18 protein-coding genes and 1 tRNA gene are annotated in these 21,163 nt (G+C 60.1%); 3 read left to right on the top strand and 16 right to left on the bottom strand.

The features are described 5' to 3' along the window. Positions 1-729, bottom strand: a 729-nt coding sequence (obgE, locus tag E5W70_RS15675) for a GTPase ObgE (protein WP_292659559.1), incomplete at its 3' end; no start/stop codon positions are given. Positions 730-900: 171 nt separating this feature from the next. Between obgE and E5W70_RS15670 the strand changes: the two genes are divergently transcribed. Then, complete coding sequence (locus E5W70_RS15670) at positions 901-1,770, top strand: endonuclease/exonuclease/phosphatase family protein (protein ID WP_292659557.1); 870 nt, start codon at positions 901-903, stop codon at positions 1,768-1,770. Between the two features lie 10 nt (positions 1,771-1,780). Here E5W70_RS15670 and E5W70_RS15665 read toward each other — a convergent pair whose 3' ends face one another. The 3 genes from E5W70_RS15665 to E5W70_RS15655 all read right to left on the bottom strand — a co-directional run bounded on the left by E5W70_RS15665 (position 1,781) and on the right by E5W70_RS15655 (position 3,561). Then, on the bottom strand, positions 1,781-2,368 hold the full coding sequence (locus tag E5W70_RS15665; protein WP_292659555.1) for a GNAT family protein: 588 nt from the start codon (positions 2,366-2,368) through the stop codon (positions 1,781-1,783). Between the two features lie 117 nt (positions 2,369-2,485). Then, positions 2,486-2,755, bottom strand: coding sequence for a 50S ribosomal protein L27 (gene rpmA / locus E5W70_RS15660; RefSeq protein ID WP_292659554.1), 270 nt, complete (start codon positions 2,753-2,755; stop codon positions 2,486-2,488). Between the two features lie 98 nt (positions 2,756-2,853). Further along, on the bottom strand, positions 2,854-3,561 hold the full coding sequence (locus tag E5W70_RS15655; protein WP_292659553.1) for a 50S ribosomal protein L21: 708 nt from the start codon (positions 3,559-3,561) through the stop codon (positions 2,854-2,856). A gap of 338 nt (positions 3,562-3,899) precedes the next feature. Here E5W70_RS15655 and E5W70_RS15650 point away from each other — a divergent pair. Together E5W70_RS15650 and E5W70_RS15645 are read left to right on the top strand one after the other, a co-directional pair. After that, positions 3,900-3,989 (top strand) — tRNA-Ser (locus E5W70_RS15650). 114 nt (positions 3,990-4,103) lie between these two features. Beyond that, the gene (locus E5W70_RS15645; protein ID WP_292659552.1) at positions 4,104-5,420 is read left to right on the top strand and encodes an integrase; all 1,317 of its coding nucleotides are present in this window, start codon (positions 4,104-4,106) and stop codon (positions 5,418-5,420) included. A gap of 1,456 nt (positions 5,421-6,876) precedes the next feature. Here E5W70_RS15645 and E5W70_RS15640 read toward each other — a convergent pair. The 12 genes from E5W70_RS15640 to E5W70_RS15585 all read right to left on the bottom strand — a co-directional run bounded on the left by E5W70_RS15640 (position 6,877) and on the right by E5W70_RS15585 (position 21,018). Continuing rightward, on the bottom strand, positions 6,877-8,778 hold the full coding sequence (locus E5W70_RS15640; protein ID WP_292659551.1) for an EAL domain-containing protein: 1,902 nt from the start codon (positions 8,776-8,778) through the stop codon (positions 6,877-6,879). A gap of 177 nt (positions 8,779-8,955) precedes the next feature. Then, the gene (gene ubiM, locus E5W70_RS15635) at positions 8,956-10,137 is read right to left on the bottom strand and encodes a 5-demethoxyubiquinol-8 5-hydroxylase UbiM (RefSeq protein ID WP_024502870.1); all 1,182 of its coding nucleotides are present in this window, start codon (positions 10,135-10,137) and stop codon (positions 8,956-8,958) included. Positions 10,138-10,417: 280 nt separating this feature from the next. After that, entirely contained in the window at positions 10,418-11,035 is a 618-nt protein-coding gene (locus E5W70_RS15630) for a hypothetical protein (protein WP_292633518.1), read from the bottom strand. 706 nt (positions 11,036-11,741) lie between these two features. After that, positions 11,742-11,897, bottom strand: a complete 156-nt coding sequence (ccoS, locus tag E5W70_RS15625; protein WP_081714250.1) for a cbb3-type cytochrome oxidase assembly protein CcoS — start codon at positions 11,895-11,897, stop codon at positions 11,742-11,744. Between the two features lie 5 nt (positions 11,898-11,902). Beyond that, positions 11,903-14,182, bottom strand: coding sequence for a heavy metal translocating P-type ATPase (locus E5W70_RS15620; RefSeq protein ID WP_292659550.1), 2,280 nt, complete (start codon positions 14,180-14,182; stop codon positions 11,903-11,905). Beyond that, positions 14,179-14,676 carry a FixH family protein gene (locus E5W70_RS15615; protein WP_292659548.1) on the bottom strand — a complete coding sequence of 166 codons (498 nt, stop codon included), beginning with the start codon at positions 14,674-14,676 and terminating at the stop codon, positions 14,179-14,181. The genes E5W70_RS15620 and E5W70_RS15615 overlap by 4 nt, the downstream gene beginning before the upstream one ends. Then, the gene (gene ccoG, locus E5W70_RS15610; protein WP_292659546.1) at positions 14,673-16,232 is read right to left on the bottom strand and encodes a cytochrome c oxidase accessory protein CcoG; all 1,560 of its coding nucleotides are present in this window, start codon (positions 16,230-16,232) and stop codon (positions 14,673-14,675) included. Before ccoG ends, E5W70_RS15615 begins: the two co-directional genes overlap by 4 nt. Positions 16,233-16,398: 166 nt before the next feature. Beyond that, positions 16,399-17,262, bottom strand: a complete 864-nt coding sequence (ccoP, locus tag E5W70_RS15605; RefSeq protein ID WP_292659544.1) for a cytochrome-c oxidase, cbb3-type subunit III — start codon at positions 17,260-17,262, stop codon at positions 16,399-16,401. A 2-nt stretch (positions 17,263-17,264) separates the two neighbouring features. Further along, the gene (locus E5W70_RS15600; RefSeq protein WP_292659542.1) at positions 17,265-17,414 is read right to left on the bottom strand and encodes a cbb3-type cytochrome c oxidase subunit 3; all 150 of its coding nucleotides are present in this window, start codon (positions 17,412-17,414) and stop codon (positions 17,265-17,267) included. Positions 17,415-17,427: 13 nt separating this feature from the next. Next, the gene (ccoO, locus tag E5W70_RS15595) at positions 17,428-18,159 is read right to left on the bottom strand and encodes a cytochrome-c oxidase, cbb3-type subunit II (protein WP_292659540.1); all 732 of its coding nucleotides are present in this window, start codon (positions 18,157-18,159) and stop codon (positions 17,428-17,430) included. Next, positions 18,159-19,778, bottom strand: a complete 1,620-nt coding sequence (gene ccoN, locus E5W70_RS15590) for a cytochrome-c oxidase, cbb3-type subunit I (protein WP_292659538.1) — start codon at positions 19,776-19,778, stop codon at positions 18,159-18,161. Before ccoN ends, ccoO begins: the two co-directional genes overlap by 1 nt. Before the next feature lie 496 nt (positions 19,779-20,274). Beyond that, a complete protein-coding gene (locus E5W70_RS15585) occupies positions 20,275-21,018 on the bottom strand; it encodes a Crp/Fnr family transcriptional regulator (RefSeq protein WP_292659537.1) in 744 nt (247 codons plus the stop codon). Positions 21,019-21,163 lie beyond the last annotated feature (145 nt).

Raw genomic sequence — 21,163 nt, 5'->3', positions numbered from 1 at the left:
AAGATGCAGAAGGACACGCGTGCGTTCGACATGGCCAAGGAAGCGGTCGCCGATGCCGACACCTTCATGCGCGCCTTCGATCAGGCCGGGAATGTCGGCGATGACGAATTCGCGCCCGTCGATGCGGGCAACGCCAAGGCCCGGATGCAGCGTGGTGAAGGGATAATCGGCGATCTTTGGCTTGGCCGCGGTGACCGCCGCCAGGAAGGTCGACTTGCCGGCGTTGGGCAGCCCGACAAGGCCGGCATCGGCGATCAGCTTCAGCCTGAGCCAGATGTTGAGCTCTTCGCCCGGCAGTCCGGGATTGGCGCGGCGCGGCGCCTGGTTGGTCGAAGTCTTGAAATGCTGGTTGCCGAAGCCGCCATTGCCGCCCTTGGCCAACAGGAAGCGCTGGCCGACGACCGTCAGATCGCAGATCAGCGTCTCATTGTCCTCGGCAAAGACCTGTGTTCCGGCCGGCACTTTCAGCGTCACGTCGGCACCCTTGGCGCCGGTCATATTGCGGCCCATGCCGTGCGTCCCGGTCTTGGCCTTGAAATGCTGCTGGTAGCGATAGTCGATCAGCGTGTTCAGCCCATCGACCGCCTCGACCCAGACATCGCCACCGCGGCCGCCATCGCCGCCGTCGGGGCCGCCGAACTCGATGAACTTTTCGCGCCGGAACGACACCGAACCGGCGCCGCCGTCGCCGGAGCGGATGTAGACCTTGGCTTGATCGAGAAATTTCATCGGATTGTATGGTTTCTGCTATTGGCTTTGCGGGATTGCTCTAACCCAAGGCGGGTCGAAGGGCGAGGGCCGTTTTTGCTACTGTAACGTCGCGCGTATCTCTGAACGCGTACCATTTGGTTGACCCCTTGCCGAAAATCGATCCTCGGCTTCCAAGCGCGAGATGTCGGAATGAAGCTGGTAACTTACAATATCCACTACGGCGTCGGTCTCGACGGCCGCTATGATGTCGGCCGTATCGCCGATGCCGTGCGCGGCGCCGACGTGATCGCGCTGCAGGAGGTCACCCGCGCCAACCCGAAGAATGGCGGCCGCGACATGGTGGCCGAGCTCGGCGAGGCGCTGCCCGACTATTTTGCCGTCTACGGCAGCAATTTCGAGGCCGACGCCGGCTCGCGCCTCGAGAACGGCCGTGCCATCACGACCACCTTCCAGCTCGGCAACATGGTGCTGTCGAGGACGCCGATCCATCTGTCGCGCAATCTCCTTTTGCCGCGCAGCCGCAGTTTCGAGGCGATGAACTTCCAGCGCGGCGCGCTAGAGGCGCTGATCGAAACGCCGCTTGGTTCGATCCGCTTCTATTCCACCCATCTCGACCACCGCAGCCCGGTTGAACGCCTGAGCCAGATCCGCTTTCTGCGCGAACGCCTGGTGAACTACCCGCTCGAGGGCGGCGGGCTCTCCGGCGTCGCCGAGATCGGCTTGCCGGACCTGCCTTGTCCCGATGCCTTCGTCGTCATGGGCGACTTCAACATGCTGGCCGGATCGCCGGAACATGTCGAACTCGCCGGCCAGCCTGACCATGAATTCGGCATGCCAGTGACCGCCGACCTCGCCGTCGATGCCGCCGCGCGCCTCGACGCTGCCGGCGCCGATCTCGTCACCTGGGTCGACCCCAAGCGGCCGGGCGATGCCAGCCGCCACAAGCGCATCGACTACATCTTCACCAGCGCTTCGCTTGCCAAATCGCTGAGGCGCCTGTGGGTCGACCGGCAAGCGGCCGGTTCGGATCACTTGCCGGTCTGGGTCGAGATAGCGTGAGCCGCATCCATCAAAAATGCACCCAGTTCCGCAGGCTGGTCCAGGTCTTGCGATCGAGGCGATAGCGCTCGACCGGCACCTGACCGGCAACGATCGAATTCAGCATGCCCTGGCCGGCATACTGGAAGCCGCATTTGTGGATGACCCGGCGCGAGGCCGGATTGATCACCCGCGTCGAGGCGTGCAGCACCTGGATCGTGGTTCTCTGGAACGCAAGGTCGACCAGTGCGTGCGCCGCTTCCGTCGCGTATCCGCGTTTCCAGTACGGCTCGCCGATCCAGTAGCCGAGCTCCAACCCGCGATCCGTGGTGTTGAGCCCGGCACAGCCGACGAAGGTCTCGGTGCCGGCCAGCGTCAACGCATAGGCAATTCCGGCACGGCGCGATGCTGTCATAGCCAGGAAAGCGCGTGCCTCGGCCTCGCCATAGGGATGCGGCATGCGGGCCAGCATTTCCGCGACATGGCGGTTGTCGGCGAGCGCCACCAATTGCTCGACGTCGCTTTCACGCGGGGCACGCATGACCAGCCGCTCGGTCGCGAGCACCGGGCAATCTATCGTGTAACTTTCGTCGTCTGAGTCTTCCGCTTCGGCAACCATGTCAAAGTCCTCCAGGCAAGAAAAAAGGGAGATGGAAACCCATCTCCCCTGATCCTTTTCCTGGCTTGGCCAGACACCGGTCCCGAGATGGGTGCCGGTGTTCTCGTGCGGAACCGGCTACTCCGCTGCCTTCGTCATCGGGGTCACCGATACGTAGGTTCGGCCATTGGCTTTTTTGTTGAAGGTGACTGCGCCAGCTTCCAGCGCAAACAGCGTGTGGTCAGTGCCAATGCCGACATTGGTGCCGGGATGCCACGTCGTGCCACGCTGACGAATGATGATGTTGCCCGGAATCACGGCTTCGCCGCCGAACTTCTTCACGCCGAGCCGCTTGGAATGGGAGTCGCGACCATTGCGCGACGATCCGCCAGCTTTTTTGTGTGCCATCTAACTACTCCGATGCGCCGCGAGGCGCCTAAACGATCTTATGAACGCGTTCGCGTTCCGTTTCAAGTCCGATCCGGCGACGATTGCGCCGGTTCGTTCTACTTCTTCGCCAATTCCTTGGCCTGCTCGCGCCAGTCCTTGATCTGGTCGGCGCTGAACGGCATGTGCTCGTCGATCTTGGCGACATCCTTGTCGGACAGCTTTGCGATCTGGGCGAAGGTGGTGATGCCCTGTTCGTTGAGCTGGCCGGCGGCAACCGGGCCGATGCCCTTGATCACCGTCAGATCGTCCGGCTCGCCCTTCGGCGCCTTGAACAACGGTGCAGCGGCTTCGGCAGTCTTGTCCTCGGTCGTCTCAGCCTTGGCTTCCTTCTTCGGCGCAGCCTCTGCCTTCGCTGCGGCCCTCGGCGCGGCTTCAGCCTTCGCCTCGGTCTTGGCTGCAACTTCGGCCTTCGCTTCGGTCTTGGCGGCGGCCTTCTTCGCAGGCTTGGCGCCACCCAGCAGGATTTCGGCAATCCTGACGGTGGTCAAAAGCTGGCGATGGCCGATCTTGCGGCGCGAATTCTGCCGGCGGCGCTTCTTGAAGGCGATGACGGTGCGGTTCTTGCCCTGCTCGACGACTTCGGCGGTGACCATCGCACCATCGACGAACGGCGCGCCGAACGTGACGTTCTCGCCCTCGCCATGCGCGAGCACATTGCCGATTTCGACGATATCGCCGACATTGGCTTCGAGTTTTTCGATCTTCAGGAGATCGTTGGCGGCAACGCGATACTGCTTGCCGCCCGTTTTGATGACTGCGAACATTTTTTGCCTTTCGCTGTTCGGTCGGCCTTGATGAACCGCTTCACGCGGTTCGGCCGTCTTTTTGTCAGTCTGCGGGTTCAAAAAACAAGCGGCGCGGAAGATCCCTCCACGCCGATTGCGCGCTGTCCCTAACCGAAGGTTCGGCTTGAGTCAAGGCAAGCGCCGCGGGCAAGCGGCGAATGGGTTGAGCCCAGTCCGGCAAATATCGAACAGCGGCTACCGGAGCCTTGAAGAAAGCACGAACGGGAACCTGCGGCGCCGGGGCAGATTGGCCCTTGTAACCTGTTTGTCCAGCCGTTATCTAGTGCGCCGCGCCGGCAACGGCGGACCATGACCGCGGAGAGGTGGCAGAGTGGTCGAATGCACCGCACTCGAAATGCGGCATGGGTGCAAGCCCATCGGGGGTTCGAATCCCTCCCTCTCCGCCATCCAGCTTTCATAAAAATCCTTTCCTTTCAAAAGCTTCCTTGTTGCGCTTGACCAGCACGAAGCGAAACATATCTTAGACTGTGTAACAAACTGTGTAACATTAGAGAAAGATAATGCGACGTTCCGCAGCGCCAAAGCCGCATAAACGTGAAGGCATCTGGTATCTCGTCCGCAGGGTGCCGAAGGAATTCGCGGCGTTTGATCGCCGCTGCCTAGTACGAATTTCCACGGGCGTCGCCGTGGCTGACGATCCCCGCGGTGTACGGGCGCGAGATGCAGTGCAAAGCCTCGGCGCGGGGCTGGAGGCGTATTGGCGTAGACTGCGGGAAGGCCAATCCGCCGAGGCGGGGCTGCGTTTCGAAGCCGCGAGGAAGCGCGCGCGGTCATTTGGATTGGCCTATCGCACTAACGAGGAACTAGCAGCGGGGCCGCTCGACGAACTCATGGCCCGTATCAAGCTGCTCCTCGACAAAAAATCGATCGAGGACGCGCAGGAAGTCTCGGCCGTCATGGGTGGGGAGAAGCGGCCAGCGGTCCGCCTGAGCGGTCTTATCAAGGAATTCGAGACGATCGAGCAACAGAACTTGCTGACTATGTCGCCCAACCAAATCAAGAAATGGCGTAACCCCAAAAAGCGCGCAGTTGCCAATCTGGTTGGAGTCATTGGCGACAAGGAGATCGCAAGCCTCACTCGGGACGACGCAATCGCGTTCCGCGAGTGGTGGCAAAAGCGGATCGTTGAGGATGGACTTGATATCGGTACGGCCAACAAGGACATCGGCCATGTTTCGAAAATGCTGCGCGTCGTCGATCTGACTCACCAGCTCAAGCTGGAGCCGGTTTTTCGAAACCTGCGTCTTTCCGGCGCCGTCCCCGGGCAACGCGCTGCGTTCACAGCGGAGTTCATTCAGGAGAAGATACTCGCTGAAGGCGCGCTCGACGGACTCAATGACGAAGCCCGCCATCTAATCTATGTGATTGCCGATACCGGACTCAGGCTTTCTGAAGCGGCAAACCTCACCACCGAAACAATCCACCTCGATCAAGAAATCCCGCATGTGCGGGTGCGCCCCAATGGCCGTCGCTTGAAGACCGGTCATTCAGCCCGTGACATTCCCTTGGTTGGCGGCGCACTTGCAGCCATCAAGCTCCATCCGGACGGCTTTCCTCGTTATCGCGACAAGGCCGCGTCACTTTCAGCGCTCGTCAACAAGGTGCTCGCCAGCAAGGAACTTCTGCCGACTTCCGAGCATAGTCTTTATAGCCTGCGACACACTTTCGAGGACCGGCTGACGGCAGTTGAGGCGCCGGAGAAGGTAATTGCTTCTCTGATGGGCCACAAATGGATCCGGCCCAAATACGGCGCGGGACCTTCGTTAGCGCAAAAGCGCGAGTGGCTCCAAAAAATCGCTTTTACCCCGCCCGGGTGAATGTGATCGCGGCGCCATCCAGGCCTTGAGAACCAACCTCACGGCTCCAGCTGTCCGAGCCATTTAGGTTGAGCGTGGCCAGCACGCGCTGCGCTCGCTCGCGATTTCCGAGCTTCCGCCGCATTTGTTCGACCTCGTATTCCAGCCTTTCGAAGGTCGGTATATAGGCATCTCCATGCCGGATGACCAAGTAGGCGGCAACAGCTAGACAGCATTCTAGCTCCGTGGCCGATGGATCGGAAAAAGGGGCGACGCCATACCAAGACGAGCAACGCCTCTCGAGGGCTTCCGAACTAGGCAAACGGCCAGCATGTGGCATGGGATAGAAACCTATGCCTGATCGACGAACCTAAAGTGCTCACGAAGCTTGACCGGTACGCGGGCCATCGGAGGGTTCTGCCTAAAACCGACAAAAATTTTGAAACACCCATTCATCCGGCTCTAATTCAAAGGGATCGGCGATTTTTGGGTTATGGCTTGCCAGCATAGTTCAGCCCACACAAGAACGCCTGATATCTTGTCGTGCACTGTCACCCTGCCAAATATGGCGCCGGCGACAACGGCAGTTTGGCGAGCAGAAGAATTCCCGAGACTGAGACGTTCTACGGCTTGGCCCATGTTCGCGCTCCTCCTCGATCGGAGACAGGATGGGCCATATGGAAGCGAATAAAAGGAGGTTGGTGACGAGTCTCGGTAGTGGAGTAGAAACGGGTGGAAAAGCTTGCGCTATTCGCCATCGGCGCCGCTAAGCGCATTTGAGAGAAGGGGCAACGATCGCCAAGAGATGACGTCCGATCGCAAGCCGGCTAGAAATGCGACAGTGACGCGCCTTTTTTGGCACGACCTTAGCACCCGATCGGGCCTCAGCTGGTCGTCGTTGCGCAGCCGATCGGGTGCGATTTTTATAAAGCTCTCTTGGCTTTAGCTTTGAGAGCCCGTCATCGAGACAAATGCAAGGGAACGGTCCGACCCCTGGGGACATTCGACATGCCGTGGCAGCTTCCTATGGCGAGCCAGCGCATTCCGATACACGTTTTCCGCGCTCTACCGTTGCTCCAGCACCTGTGCTGAGGCTGCGCTTGATCAGGACCACCGCTGCTGTTGCGGGATGGTGACTGGGTTGAGGTCGCGAAGACCTTGACCGCGGGTACGTTGTTCATCCGGATGAGCGCTGAGCCGAGAAGCAGCCAAGAACGCTTCCCCGTATTCGAATCCTACGGGAACCGCGAAACCAGCGTCCAAGGGACGCAATTCTCCGACGTCGTTCACTCAAGCTCATCTCGCAACTTGAACGCTTGTATGAAGCCGCCGCATGTCCGCCGGCGGACCGGATTGCTGCTATCCAAACCACGTGCTCAGTTTCACCCCCGTAATAACCCTACCGTCCGACACGGCTTTCGCGCGTCAGGTCCACCCCACATGAAAGTCCCGCGAGCAGCACGGACGGAGAGGCCGGTCACAACTCCTTCGCGTGCTCTTTTACTACCGAATCAAGTGCCAGATGGAGAGGCACCGCCTTAGAGAACAGGAAGCCCTGCGCGGTTCTGCAGCCAAGCTTGTACAGAGTTTGCCGATCTGCCCCTGTTTCAACGCCCTCGGCCATGACCTCGATCCCGAGCGTCCTACCAAGGTCAATCACCGCTTTGACAAGCAGCCGATTCTCCCGGGACTTGGCTAAGCCGCGAATGAAGCCCTGATCTATTTTCACCTTCCTGATCCGACTGTCCTTGAGCGACGCCAACGTCGAAAAACCGGTGCCGAAGTCATCGAGCGCGATAGAAATGCCAGCATATGAAAGCCGGCCGAGCTTTTCATCCACTCTGTCCGGATCCACTGGGGCTTCTTCGGTAATCTCGATGTCAAACATCGTTGCAGGGAGGTCTTTTGCCGCCAGACCATTAAGAATCATCTCGTCAATATCGCCAGCTTCCAACTCGCGCGGTGAAACATTCATCGCCACACGAACATCACGACGGTCAGCTTTGACCAAGCCCTCGATAAGAGCGCAACAGTCGGCGAATACCGTATGAGTTAGCAGCTGAAGCATTCCAGTTTCGCGTGCCGCTGTCATGATCTCGGGCGGAGAAATGGGACCGTGAAGCGGGTGAGACCATCTTAGCAAGGCTTCAAAACTGACGACGGCTTCAGTTTCGAGTCTTACGATTGGCTGAAACCAAGCGACCAAGCTTCTCATCGTTATCGCCGAATGAAGATCGAGTTCGATTGACTGGCGGCGTTGCAGTTCCCGGGCTAGCTCGGCATCGAACAGACAAAATTCATTCCTGCCGCGGCGCTTAGCTGTGTAAAGGGCGATGTCGGCCCGCAACAACATTTCCGTTAGTCCGGGGTTTTCAGCCAAGTAGATTCCTATAGACGCTCCAATGCGGACTGATGCGATCCCAGGATAGGGGCGAGCAAGCTTGGCTATGAGATTGGACGCGAGATTGGTGGGAGAAGGAGAATTCTTTCGCGAAGAAAAAACCAGCACGAATTCATCCCCACCGATGCGGGCGAGCGTTGAGCCCTCCGGTGCTTCTTCCTCTATTCGGCGGGCGATCCTGGCAAGCAGCTCGTCACCCGTTCTGTGACCGTAGGTATCGTTGACAGATTTGAACCCGTCCAGATCAATCAGCATGGCCACAAAGGGTCCATCGGTGTTCTCAAACTGATCGATTGCATGTTCGAGGCCCCGCCTGTTGAGGAGCGCGGTAAGATGGTCCTCCCTGGAATTGCGCTCCATTTCCGCGGCAAGCCGCTCGGCTTGATGTCTCAGGCGGCTCGCGTCACGGAAGCGCGCTTGTCCAACGAACGAGGATCGAACCAGGCCGCCCTCGAAAAGCAGGACGGCAAAAGCCAGAATGTAGTTTTCCGGGGCTCCCTTCGTCAGCAAACATGCGGCGGCAATGAGGAGTGGCGGTGTGATGAAGCATATCGCTGCCGCAGCATATGAGCTGCCGTACGTGACCGCGCCAGCTGAAATGCCCGCCAGAATTATTAGATGCAGCGATGCTTGAGACGTCGTGTATCCAGCCGTTAGGACGGCAAGGAATGACCAGGTGAATCCCGCCAGAAGAGCAAGCCTGCCAAACCAGCGAAGCCGCAGCCAAACCCGTGTCAGATCATCCTGGACTCCGGGTTCCTTCAGCTGATGACGGGCGAGTGCAAGGCGGGCGGCATTTATCGCATTAACGACCGAAAACCAGGCCGCGCCAGCAAGACCGTTCCCAGAAAGGGCCTGCACGGTCAAAATCAGCCCGGACAGCACAATGCTTATCGGCATTGAGACGAAAAGGCCTGCCCTCAGATCAGCGAGCTGGTCCTGAAGGATTCTCGCCTCCAGCGGATCTTCTTTTTCCAAGGCTGGACGGGTCAGCTTGCTTACTCCTGCTTGTCCGCAGCCTATGCAGCCCCCCTGAAGGACGGGTTAATTCTTCAATCGGAGATCAGCGTCGGGGAGCAGGATTACTCCGGTGCATCATGCACTCTCTCCCATCGCTCGCCCAGCACGCGCAAAAATGCGACTGCTGTTGCAGTATCACCGCTGGAGCTCCGCCGAAATCCCATGCCGGACAAGGGGAACATGTTGGGCAAAGCGAAGCCCCAGATGCCTTGCAAGCCGTGCCGCCAGGTGGTCTCTGGAGTAGAGTCCAACCAATATGTTCGTTGCATGGTAGAGCGGCGCCGCCGACAGGCGCAGCCGCCTTTCGTATATATGCAGCATGTCGGGGTCGCCAACATTGCGGCCGTCGCGGCACGCAGTCATGATTCCACGGGCGAGTTGCTTCTGGCTGCTGAGACCGATGTTGAATCCGTGAGCGGTCACCGGGTGCATGCCGATGGCAGCGTCGCCGATGAGTGCGGCGCTCGGCGCCCGGAATTTGTGCGCCCAGGTCGTGACCAGCGGATAGGTGTGGCGCTTGCTTGCCAAGGTCATTTTTCCAAGGCGCCCTCGACACCGTTTCGTCAACTCCGACAGGAACAAATCATCATCGAAGGCAAGCAGTCTATAGGCCTCGTTTGAGCGCAATGTGAGCAGCAGCGACGACATGCCCTCCGCGAGGGGCAATATCGCTATCGTCTGATGGTGATCGAACCATTCGATGGCGATCTGGTGGTGGGCGCGCTCGTGCCTCACTCGGCAAATCAGCATCGAGTGGCCAAGCCGGTTGATATCGGCGCCGATGCCTAGCAGATCACGCGTGGCGGACAAACGCGAATCCGCGGCAACAACCAGCCGAGCAGTTAAACGCGCGCCATTAGAGAGCGTTACGACTGCTCCTTCTTGGCTGTTTGTTGCATCGACGACCGAGTGGCCGCACAACAGCCGGGCGCGATCCTGCAAGCGGACGATTTTGAACAGCGCCTCGCGGATCCGGCAATTTGGAACCAAAACCCCCAGCGGTTCTCCAGAGTTGCTGGGAGGATCGAAACGAAGAGCGAATGCGCTCGAGCCGTTGAGCACGCGCGCGCCTTGAAGTGCTGATTTGTCCGAAGCCGGGATGACATCCCAGGCGCCGAGCTCGCGAAGGGTTCTGATCGAAGCGTTGGTCAGCGCGATTTCGCGACCATCGAAAGCCGGATTCGCCAGACTATCGAATGTGTTCTGTTCAACAACTGCCACCTTGAGTTCGCTTTGGGCAAGCGACGCAGCGAACGAAAGGCCGACCGGGCCGGCTCCAACGACAACGATGTCAAAATTATCGTCAGAGCCCATCAGCGTGCCGCCATCCGGTCGCCTATCCTCGTGTAACGGTGGAACTGAGCCGAGTGACATGAGCTCCGTGCCCGCCGCATTGCCTAAAGGCGCTGGGCCGGGAGATTCGCATCGATCGGCAACGAAGCACTCAAAGCGCTCAGAGGTGGATGCGGCTAACCGATCCCGCCCTTTCGCCGCGCAGCCGCGCAGATCGCCGCCAGCAAGCGAGACACTCGCGACGCTGGTCAGCGACGGCCGCGCCGCATCGATCGCCACATTCCACCTGGAACCCTTGCGCATACTACTCACGCTCCACGACGTCGAAGCGGGCTCTCTTGCGAGGGTGAGGGTATCGAACGTAGCGCTCTCTCTCGTCATCCCAGCCAAGGTAGCGGAAACTTTTATCCACGACCGCGCATATCTCATCAAGAACCTGCTGCATGGCTTCGATGTCGATGTCCTTGCAATTCAGTCGCCGATAGAGCAAAGCCCACGCGGCGACATAGTCGTCGAAATAGCGCGCGTCACTCGAACCAATGATCAACTTCGGACGGTTGATCGATCTCGAAAACGCACGTCCCAACCCCGATGATGCTCCGCAGCACGTTGACATCACGAGGATCTTCGGCGCTGGATGCGAGCCCTGGAACATTTCTACGAAGTCAGCCCAAAGAAGGCCACTTCGCCCACTGGACGAAGCGATCCCGTCACCATTGCCGTGCCCGGCGATGTGAAGCACGTCGCACTCCGCCTCCATCGCTCGTACTACAGCCTCACCAAATTTCGTTCGGTTCAACGCCATGTGGAGCTCCGCGCGGATGTTGACAGCCTTTAACAAGTGCTGCACGATCGGTCCCTCTTGCCTGTCGGCGAAGTAGTCATTTGCATTGTGGCAGTCGATGATGTGTACGGTGTTCATGGTACTCCAGCCGCTTGTTCGTTCATCGTCGTGACGAGCGGACACCACGCGCGCGGAACCGCGTGACGTGCGCTGGGTTCCGGTACCGTCGCATAGCCTCAAGGCGCGGGCCGGGAATCGGGATGGATCGGCAACGACGCACACAACCCATCAAAGGCGAAAGCTGTTGATCGGCCCCCTGTCCGCGCAGCCACGCGGATGGTCAGCCAGCAAGCGAGATACACACGACGCCGGTCAGCTAATGGCTGCGCCGTAAGCACAAGGCATGGCCGACCACACGACAGAAAACCCAGAACCGTGAAGGTGCTGATAATGACGACCAATCTTTCCGTAAGTCATGCATTTCTCCGTCGAAGACTGGTCAATAGACCACACCGATGAGTATGACCCTGATCTGGATCAGCCAGACATGACCAATCGGCACTGGCGGTTCACGGTCAGGTGATCGACCGTGACGTTCCACTTTGGAACCCGTGCGCACATTGCCAAGCTCTCGTCCGGCCACGCGAGGTACTCTCGTGGCATCAGCCGTCTCATACTGGGTGCAATGGGAGGCAGTCCTTCGCACGACAGAGGCTTTTCACAAATGTAGTGTGCAGCTTAGGTCAAGATGGTCATGGAGCATGGAGCATGGACAGCTTGTTCCCGACCGAGCCGGCTCGACTGACGAGCGCGATCCGCGCATCTTATGCACAGCGGATTGAAATCAGCGTTCCGGTTTGTCGTCCCGATCAATTAGTATCCGCTCGGCGGCTCCGTCGAGATCTTCGTATTGACCGCTTCGCAATGCCCAGACGAAGCCGGACACACCCAGTGCACCCAGAAAAAGGGCCACTGGTATGAGATAGAGCAACGTCGTCACGAGGATTATGCCGAATAGCTGACTGCGGAGCGTCCGACTTTTTGAATAACTTGCAGCGTCGCATTCGCCCCGAAGCCGTGCAAGCGCAATGCGTTTCCAATAACAAGCACCGATGAGGCAGACATGGCAATCGCCGCTAACAAAGGCGTGGCGTGGCCCAGGATGGCGATCGGCACGGCGACGGCATTGTAGACGATCGCAATCGCGATGTTCTGGCGGATCAGGTGTCCCGCCTTGCGCGAGACGTCCAGCGCGAGAGGCACTGCCAGAAGGCTTTCGCGCAGGAATACGAAGTCGGCGGCATTGCGGCCAATGTCGGCGGCGGTGGCCGGAGCGATCGAGACATGCGCCGCGCTCAGCGCCGGCGTGTCGTTGAGGCCGTCGCCAACCATCAGAACCTTGTGTCCGTCTTTCGCCAGGGTCTCGATGCGCTCGACCTTGCCCGACGGCAGCAGGCACGGAACGAAGTCGTCGACACCCAGCATTCTTGCAACTTCGCCGCAGGCACCTGCGGTATCGCCCGACAGCATTTGCATCGACACCCCAGTATCGTTCAATCGCTTGATCGCCGCCGCCGCGTCGGCGCGCAGCGCATCCTCGAAATCGAAGGTCGCGACAATGAACCCGTCTTTTGTCAGCACCGTTCCGCCATAGCCATGGTTGCCTTCACCACCGGTCCGGGCCTTCCATCCAGCCCATCCGCGTCGACCCAGCCGCCAGATGCTTCCGGCGACAGTGGCTTCGATCCCGAACCCCGGATGCTCTGTGACGGCATCGAATTTGTGTTGCCCGCCAGGAGCGGCAAAGCCGGTTATGGCCTTTGAAAACGGGTGACGCGAGTGCGCGGCCATGTCTGCCGCGATTGCCAGCATGGCCGGATCGATCGACGATGCATTGAGGAGCCGGGGTTGTCCGAGCGTGAGCGTTCCGGTCTTGTCGAACACTGCGTTATCAATCGTCGCCAGGCGCTCCATGGCCGAACCGTCCTTGACCATGATGCCGTTCTCGAACAGACGCCGCGCGGCGACCACCTGAACGATCGGTACGGCGAGGCCGAGCGCGCACGGGCAGGTGATGATCAGAACGGCAATGGCGATGGTTATCGCCCTGTGCCAGTCGCCGGTCACCGCCATCCAGCCAAGGAACGTCGCGAAGGCTGTGAGATGAACCACCGGGGCATAGAGCGCTGAAACGCGATCGGCGATCCGGCGATAATGCGCGCGGCCGCCCTCTGCGGCTTCCATGAGCCGAACCATTTCCGCCAGAAACGAATCTTTCGCGGCGGCTGTCGCCTCAATCGTCAGCGGGCCGGTTAGGTTGAGGACACCAGCCTGCACGGCTTCGCCTGCTGCAGCGCTTCGAGGCGTGCTCTCGCCCGAGACAAGCGAACAGTCCAGATCCGATGCCCCTTGAATGATTTTGCCGTCGACGGGTATCCTTTCGCCGGCAGCAATCAGCAGCTGCATCCCTGGTTCGATCTCGCCAACCGGCAGATAGTCGCGTGCGCCCTCGCTGCGCAGCACCATGGCGCCACGTGCGGCCAACCGGGACAGGCCTTTCACGGCGATCCGGGCACGTTCGCGCATCACGTGATCCAACGTGCGGCCGATCAACAGGAAGAACAGCAGCGACACCGATGCATCGAAATAAGCATGGTCGCCATGGTTGATCGTCTCATAGAGGCTCATGGCGTAGGCAAGCGACACCCCGACCGCGATCGGCACGTCCATGTTCATGCGGCCGTGGCGCAATGCATTCCAGGCCGAGCGGAAGAAGATGCCGCCGGCGAAGGCGAGTGCAGGGATGGCGATAAGCGCAGAGACCCAGTGGAACAGGTCGCGGGTAGCGCCTTCGGCACCGGACCAGACAGAGACCGAAAGCAGCATGATATTGCCCGCCGCGAACCCGGCAACCGCGACGGCGCGGATCAACTCCGAAAGCGTCCTGTCCTTTTCATCAATCTCGGGGGCGAAGAGATGCGCCTGGTAGCCGAGCCGTCCAAGCGCGGCGACGAACGGTGGAACCTCGTCGCCACGCCAGCGGACCGAGACCCGTTTCGTCGACAGGTTGACGCGGGCGCTCTCGACGCGATCGAGCGTTCCCAACGCCGTCTCGATCGTCTGGATACAAGCTGCGCAATGAACGCTCGGCACCGAAAGATCGGTTTGGCGGAGATCATCGCCAAGCGATCGGCTCGCCAGCCTGATCTCCTGACTAGACGGCAGGACCGACGTGGTGCTGCCCAGATCAAGCGCCATTTCGGCGCCCGGTGCACAACAACTCATTGCAGCGCTCCATGGGAAATCATGATCCTGCGGACGTCGCGATACGGTTTATCCAGACCGGCGTCGGCGTCGACTTCGACAATCCAGACGCCGTCCTTCGGCATGTGCTGGGCTGCGAATTCCTGGCCCGAAGCGGGTGCGAGGGTGACCGACTTGTCCTCTTTCTCGTAAGCGGGATGGCGAAACAGCACCTTGACGCCATGCAGGGGAACCGGCTTGCCGGCGACGTCGGTGAGGCCATAGCGAACTTCGCCCCATGCGATGGACAGCTTGCCGGCCCAGCCAAGTGCTGCCTGCGCGCGACCCTCCTCGGCCTTCTTGTTGAATTGCTGGCTCGCCACATAGGTGTTTTCGACGACGAGGCCAGTCCAGCTTGTGCTGGCGAGCGTTGCCATGGTCAGATTGACCGCGATGACCACGCCGAAAAAGGCCAGGATGATGACCAGCATGTGCCTGCCGGTGAATTCACGAGGCTTTTGTACATTGGCAGTCATCTGGGGGGCTCCGGCGCGTTGAAGGTGGCGGTGTATTCGTCCGCCTCGAAGCTGGCTCTGTCCTCGACGCGGAACTTGAAGGTCTGTGCTGGGGCGTGGATCTGGTCCGCTGGCTGGCGAACGAAGACCTTCAACGTTTTCAGGCGATCGGGCTCAACCGGGATGGCGAAGGAGCGGCCTGCCTTTATGTCGTCCCCGACCACGCTCATTTCGCCCCCTTGCAAGCCCTGCATAGTGACAACAATGGTCCGCGGTTCGGGGATCATGTTGAGCAGCTTGACGGTGTAGCCGTTGCGGATCGAGCCGTCGGACAGCGTGACGAATTGCGGATTGCGGTCATGCAGCACGTTGACTTCGAGCCGATCGCGCGTCAGCAGCGAATAGAGCAGACCCAGGCCGATCAGCGACCAGAGACCCATGTAGACATAGGTGCGCGGCCGGAAGATCTTGCTGACGTGGAAATGCGCCACCTTGTCGGAGAACAGGCCACCAGCAGTCCTGACCAGCGACGGATTGATTGAACTGGAGCCGCCTGCGGTCGCCAGCATCATGTTGGCGTTGTAGTCGGACAGCGTCGCATAGGCGATCAGCCCGCGCTCCTTGCCGAGCTTGTCCATGACCCCGTCGCAGGCGTCGATGCAGAGCGCGCAAGTGATGCATTCGAGCTGCTGGCCATCGCGAACGTCGATCCCCATCGGGCAGACCGCGACACAAGCATTGCAGTCGACGCAGTCGCCGACGGACTGCCCTGCAGCTTGCACCTTCTTCGCATGACGCGAACGCGGTTCGCCGCGCCAGTCATTATAAGTGACGGTGAGGGAACTTTCGTCGAGCATGGCCGCCTGGATGCGCGGCCATGGGCACATATAGGTGCAGACCTGTTCGCGCATCAGACCGCCGAACGTATAAGTCGTCGCCGTCAACACGGCGATCGTGATGTAGGCGACAGGTGCGGCGGTGCCAGTGAGGAGCTCACCGACAAGCGTCGGCGCATCGGCGAAGTAGAAAATCCAGGCGCCGCCGGTCGCCGCGCCGATGACCAGCCAGATGGTGTGCTTCGATAAGCGCAGCATCAGCTTGCGGGCGGTCCAGGGGCCTGCATCGAGTTTCATGCGAGCGTTACGGTCCCCCTCGATCGCACGTTCGACGACGAGGAACAGATCGACCCACACCGTCTGAGGGCATGCATAGCCGCACCAGGCACGGCCGACAGTCGAGGTGATCAGGAAAAGACCGACGCCCGCCATGACCAGGAGGCCGGCCACATAGAAGAATTCCTGGGGCCATATCTCGATGAAGAAGAAGTAGAAGCGCCGATTCGCGAGATCGAGCAGGACTGCCTGGTCCGGGGCAAATGGACCGCGAGCCCAAGGCAGCCACGCAGCCAGGTAATAGATGCCAAGTGTGATCGTCATCACCAGCCATTTGAAGCGACGAAAGTTGCCCGAGGCGCGCTTCGGAAAGATCTTTTGACGCGCGGCATAAAGCGGCTTGCGGGTTTTGGCGGAATTGACAGTTTCTGTTTCGAGCCCTGTCAACTGCGTCTTGTCACGCATGTGCAACTCCACTTTCCCAGCCAATGTCAGGGGCACCTGTCGTAAAGCCTCGCGGTAGGATAGCCTTGCCGGGTTGTGCAGATCGCATTAGGGATGGTGTCGAGGCCCGGCTCACGCCGGGCCTCGTCCGCTTGGCAGGGGGGACCGAAGAATAGGACTTCCATTCCTATTCTCCGCCGCCAAGCGAATGGACATAAACTGCAAGTTCCTTGACCTTGATCTCGCCGAGACGGCCAACCCAGGCCGGCATGACGCCCTGTTTTGGCGCACGGACCTGTGCGGCGATGGCTGTCTCACCGGATCCATAGAGCCAGATCGCATCGGTCAGGTCGGGGGCGCCGAATTCCCTGTTGCCTTTTGCATTGTCGCCGTGACAGGCGACGCAGTTTTCGGCAAAGATCTTGGCGCCGGGTTGGATCAGACTTGCATCGCGGACCTTGCCGGAAAGGCTGGCCACGTAGGCGCTGACTTGTGCGATCTGGTCGGCGGTAATGATGTCGCCGAAGGCCGGCATGTCCGACAGGCGCGTGTCCGGATCGGATGCGAAGCGGATGCCGTGCGTAATCGTCTGCTGGATCTGCTCGGCCTTGCCGCCCCATAGCCAGTCGTCGTCGTTAAGATTGGGAAAGCCCTTGGAACCCTGGGCGCCGGAGCCGTGACATTGTACGCAATTGACCTTGAAGGCTGCGCCACCGGCGGCGATTGCGAATTCGCGCAGGCCGTCGTCCGCGGAGATCTCCGAGGCGCTCTTGGACTCCACCGCCGAGATATATTTGCCCTTGGCGGCCTCAGCCGCAGTCAGCTCGTTCCTGACCTCGTTGCGGCTGGAATAGCCGAGCACACCCTTCGTCGCCGAGTGCAACAGAGGCCATGCTGGATAGGCGATGGTGTAGCCTATCGCCCAGACAATGGTGACGTAAAAGGTGATAACCCACCATCTGGGAAGCGGGTTGTTCAGCTCCCGGATGCCATCCCATTCGTGGCCGGTGGTCGAGACGCCAGAGATTTCATCGATATGCTCGTCGCTCATGATCACTCGTCCTCGAGCGGAATGCGGGCCGCTTCGTCGGCCAGCCTTCGGCTGCCGGGGCGTAGGGCAAAGGCGATGCACCCCACGAAGAACAGCGCCATCGCAACCAGGCCCCAGCTGTCGGCAAACGCCCGCATCAGATTGTAATCCATGCATATAACTCCCTCAGCGGTAGCCGGCGGCTTCGTCGTAATTTTTGAAGTCGACCAGTGTGCCAAGCATCTGCAGGTAGGCGAGCAGGGCATCCATTTCGGTGACCTGTTGCGGGTTGCCGTCGAAGTCGCCGATCTTGGCTTTGGGGTAACGCGCCTCAAGGCCTGATGTGTCGGCATTGGCATCGGCCTGCGCCGCCAGATCCGCATTGGCGTGGGCGATCATGTCATCGGTGTAAGGGACGGCTACAAGCCTGTTGGCGACCAGATGCGTCGAGAAATCCTTCACGTCGATCGGCGTGTCTTTCAGGAACCCATAGCTCGGCATGATCGATTCCGGCACCACCGAGCGCGGGTCGGTAAGATGCGCGACATGCCATGCATTCGAGTAGCGGTCGCCAACTCTGGCGAGATCCGGCCCGGTGCGCTTCGATCCCCACTGGAAGGGGTGATCGTACATGGACTCGGCAGCCAGGCTGTAGTGGCCATAGCGCTCAACTTCGTCGCGGAACGGCCTGATCATCTGGCTATGACAGAGGTAGCAGCCCTCGCGCATATAGATGTTGCGCCCGACAAGTTCGAGCGGCGAATAGGGGCGCATGCCTTCCACCTTCTCGATCGTATTGTCGAGATAGAAGAGAGGCGCGATCTCGACGATGCCGCCGACCGTCACCACGAGCAGCGAGCCAACGAGAAGAAGCGTGGCGTTCTTCTCGATGATTGCGTGTTTGTCCATCAAGCCCATTACCTGGCTCCTGATCGCGCAGGTCGGATGGCGACGGGGCTCGGCATCGGCTCCTCCTCGCGCTGGTGGCCGAGGATGGTCCTGGTGATGTTCCAGGCCATGATCAGGGCGCCGGAGAGGTACATGACCCCACCGATGGCGCGCATGACATAGTAGGGGTGCATGGCGGCGACGGTTTCAGCGAAGGAGTAGACCAGGAAGCCCTGCTCGCCATATTCGCGCCACATCAGGCCCTGCATGATGCCGGAAACCCACATCACCGCGGCGTAGACGACGATCCCGAGTGTCGCCAGCCAGAAGTGCCAGGTGACGAGCCGCAGCGAATAGAGCCGGTGACGGCACCAGAGCTTCGGCACCATGTAGTAGATTGCGCCGAACGAGATCATGCCAACCCAGCCGAGCGCGCCCGAATGGACGTGGCCGATGGTCCAGTCGGTATAATGCGACAGCGAATTGACCGCCCGGATCGCCATGATGGGGCCTTCGAAGGTCGACATGCCATAGAAGGCGACGGCCATCACCATCATGCGTATGATGGGATCGGTGCGCAGCTTGTCCCAGGCGCCGGACAGCGTCATCAGGCCGTTGATCATGCCGCCCCAGGACGGCATCCACAGCATGATCGAGAACACCATGCCGAGCGTCTGCGCCCAATCGGGCAAGGCGGTGTAGTGCAGGTGATGCGGCCCGGCCCAGATGTAGAGAAAGATGATCGCCCAGAAATGGACGATCGACAGCCGGTACGAATAGACTGGCCGGTTCGCCTGCTTGGGCACGAAATAATACATCATGCCGAGGAAGCCGGCGGTGAGAAAGAAGCCGACCGCGTTGTGGCCGTACCACCATTGCGTCAAGGCGTCCTGGACCCCTGAAAAGGCGGAGTAGCTCTTGGAGCCCAGGAACGAGACTGGTATGGACAGGTTGTTGACCACATGCAGCATCGCGATGGTCACGATGAACGACAGGTAGAACCAGTTGGCCACGTAGATATGCGGTTCCTTGCGCTTCAGGATCGTGCCAAGGAACAGAATGAGGTAGGCGACCCAGACGATGGTCAGCCAGACATCCACATACCATTCGGGTTCGGCGTACTCGCGGCCCTCGGTGATGCCGAGCAGGTAGCCGGTCGCGGCCATGACGATGAACAGCTGGTAGCCCCAGAAGACGAACCAGGCGAGATCACGGCCGAAGAGGCGGGCGCGGCAGGTGCGCTGCACGACATACAGAGACGTGCAAAGCAGCGCGTTGCCGCCGAAGGCGAAGACGACACCGGATGTGTGCAACGGCCGCAAACGACCGAAATTGAACCAGGGCTGGATGTTGAGATCGGGGTAGGCGAGCTGCAGCGCGATGACGACGCCGACCAGCATGCCGACGACACCCCAGAACACGGTGGCGATCGCGCCGTAGCGGATCGGACCATCCATGTAAGCGGATGGGTCAATCGGAGCTGCTGGCTTGAACTCCGTGTTGCGCAACAGGATCGCAGTGAAACCAGCCACTGCGAAGAACAACACCCACATGTGTCGGCGGAAAGGTTCATCCACGCCGAAGCCGGCGGCCACCAGGGCCGCAAAAGCGAACACGCTTAGAAGGACGATCTCTGTGCCGAATTTCATTGCAGATCCCGATCTCGAATCTGGTGGATGCCAAATCCGCAGCGCACTAATCGCGCAGCCGCCGCCCCCTCGCCCTGATCTATGTCAGGCCGCACGATTTTGTGTCGGCGGCGCAATCAGCAGGTGGCGAATGAACGAGGAACGCAGCGCGGGCTCACCCCCCTCATGGAAGGCGTTCCCTGGGTTGGGCGGGCGCAGACGCGATCGCTGAGGCGAAAGCTGAGGCCCTGCGCGCGTTGGATGCTATTGCCGATGCCCTGCCAAACGTTGTTCGGATCCCAGCGGAAACGAACGCGATCGTTCCGCCGAGCCGTGGCAGATTAAGGACCATGCTTCGCCGGTATGTGCCGAAACACACCTGGCGATTGGTCACGTTCCTATCAAAGCCCGAAAGCTGTTTGTCTCGACCGTGACGCCGCTTCGTCGAAGGCGCGGCAACATCGCATTAAAAGGCAAACACGGCCCGCCCCGGAGTCATGCGACATGGCCTCGCCGCTTAGGGCCGCTCGCGTCCGCCGCCACAGCGCTTCTCCAGACGGCTTATGCTGTCCACCGTCACATGGCGTGCGTTCTCAATCCGAATCACCCCGTCAGCCCGCAATCGCGTCAGTTGGCGGCTCACGGTCTCGTTGGTGATTCCAAGGAAATCAGACATTTCGACACGCGTCAGCGGCAGATCGAAGGACGCCGACCCGGAAGCCGCATCGAGACTGGAATCGATATTCCGGGCCATCATGAGGAGAAAAGTCGCCACCTTTTCCGGAGCTGTCTTGCGCCCCAGCGTCACCATCCACTCGCGCGCCTCATCGAGTTCATTCAGCGTCTGTTTGAGCAGGCGATGCTCGAATTCCCGTGACGCCTTCATCATCCGTTCGACGGCCGCTCGCGGAAACGAACACAGCGTGACTGCTGTTGCCGCTTCCGCATTGATCGAGCTTTCCACCTTGAAAGGACGTCCCAGAAAATCCGGTGCAAACTGGAGACCGACGATCTGCTGGCGCCCATCCGACAGGCTCTTTGATAGCTTTACCACGCCTGAAAGCACGTTGGAGTAGCTGTCGACGTTCTGTGCCTCGCCGGTCAACTCCATTCCTGACTCGATCCGGCGACGCGAGCAAGTCTTGGCGAGCCCAACCAAATTGTCTGGATCGAGCGCACCGCAGACACCGCGACGCCGTGCCTCGCAAGGGAGGCAAAGAACAGGAATGCCGGAACTATGAATGTCTTGCCGAAAGGTCATGCGTTCGCCTTACCCGATCCTAACTGCCGGCAGGATACCCATCCAGGGTAGAGAAATCCTGCGGCGGTTTGTCCATGAGCGCGGCTGATCGAGATCAGGGTCTGCTTCAGCGATGCGTGCAGTGTTCCGGCGGGCAACACGGTGA

This window comes from Mesorhizobium sp., from assembly GCF_005063415.1.
In the GTDB taxonomy this organism is placed as follows: domain Bacteria; phylum Pseudomonadota; class Alphaproteobacteria; order Rhizobiales; family Rhizobiaceae; genus Mesorhizobium.
Note: the sequence above shows the minus strand (reverse complement) of the source record. Positions and strands in the feature narration are given on the sequence as shown.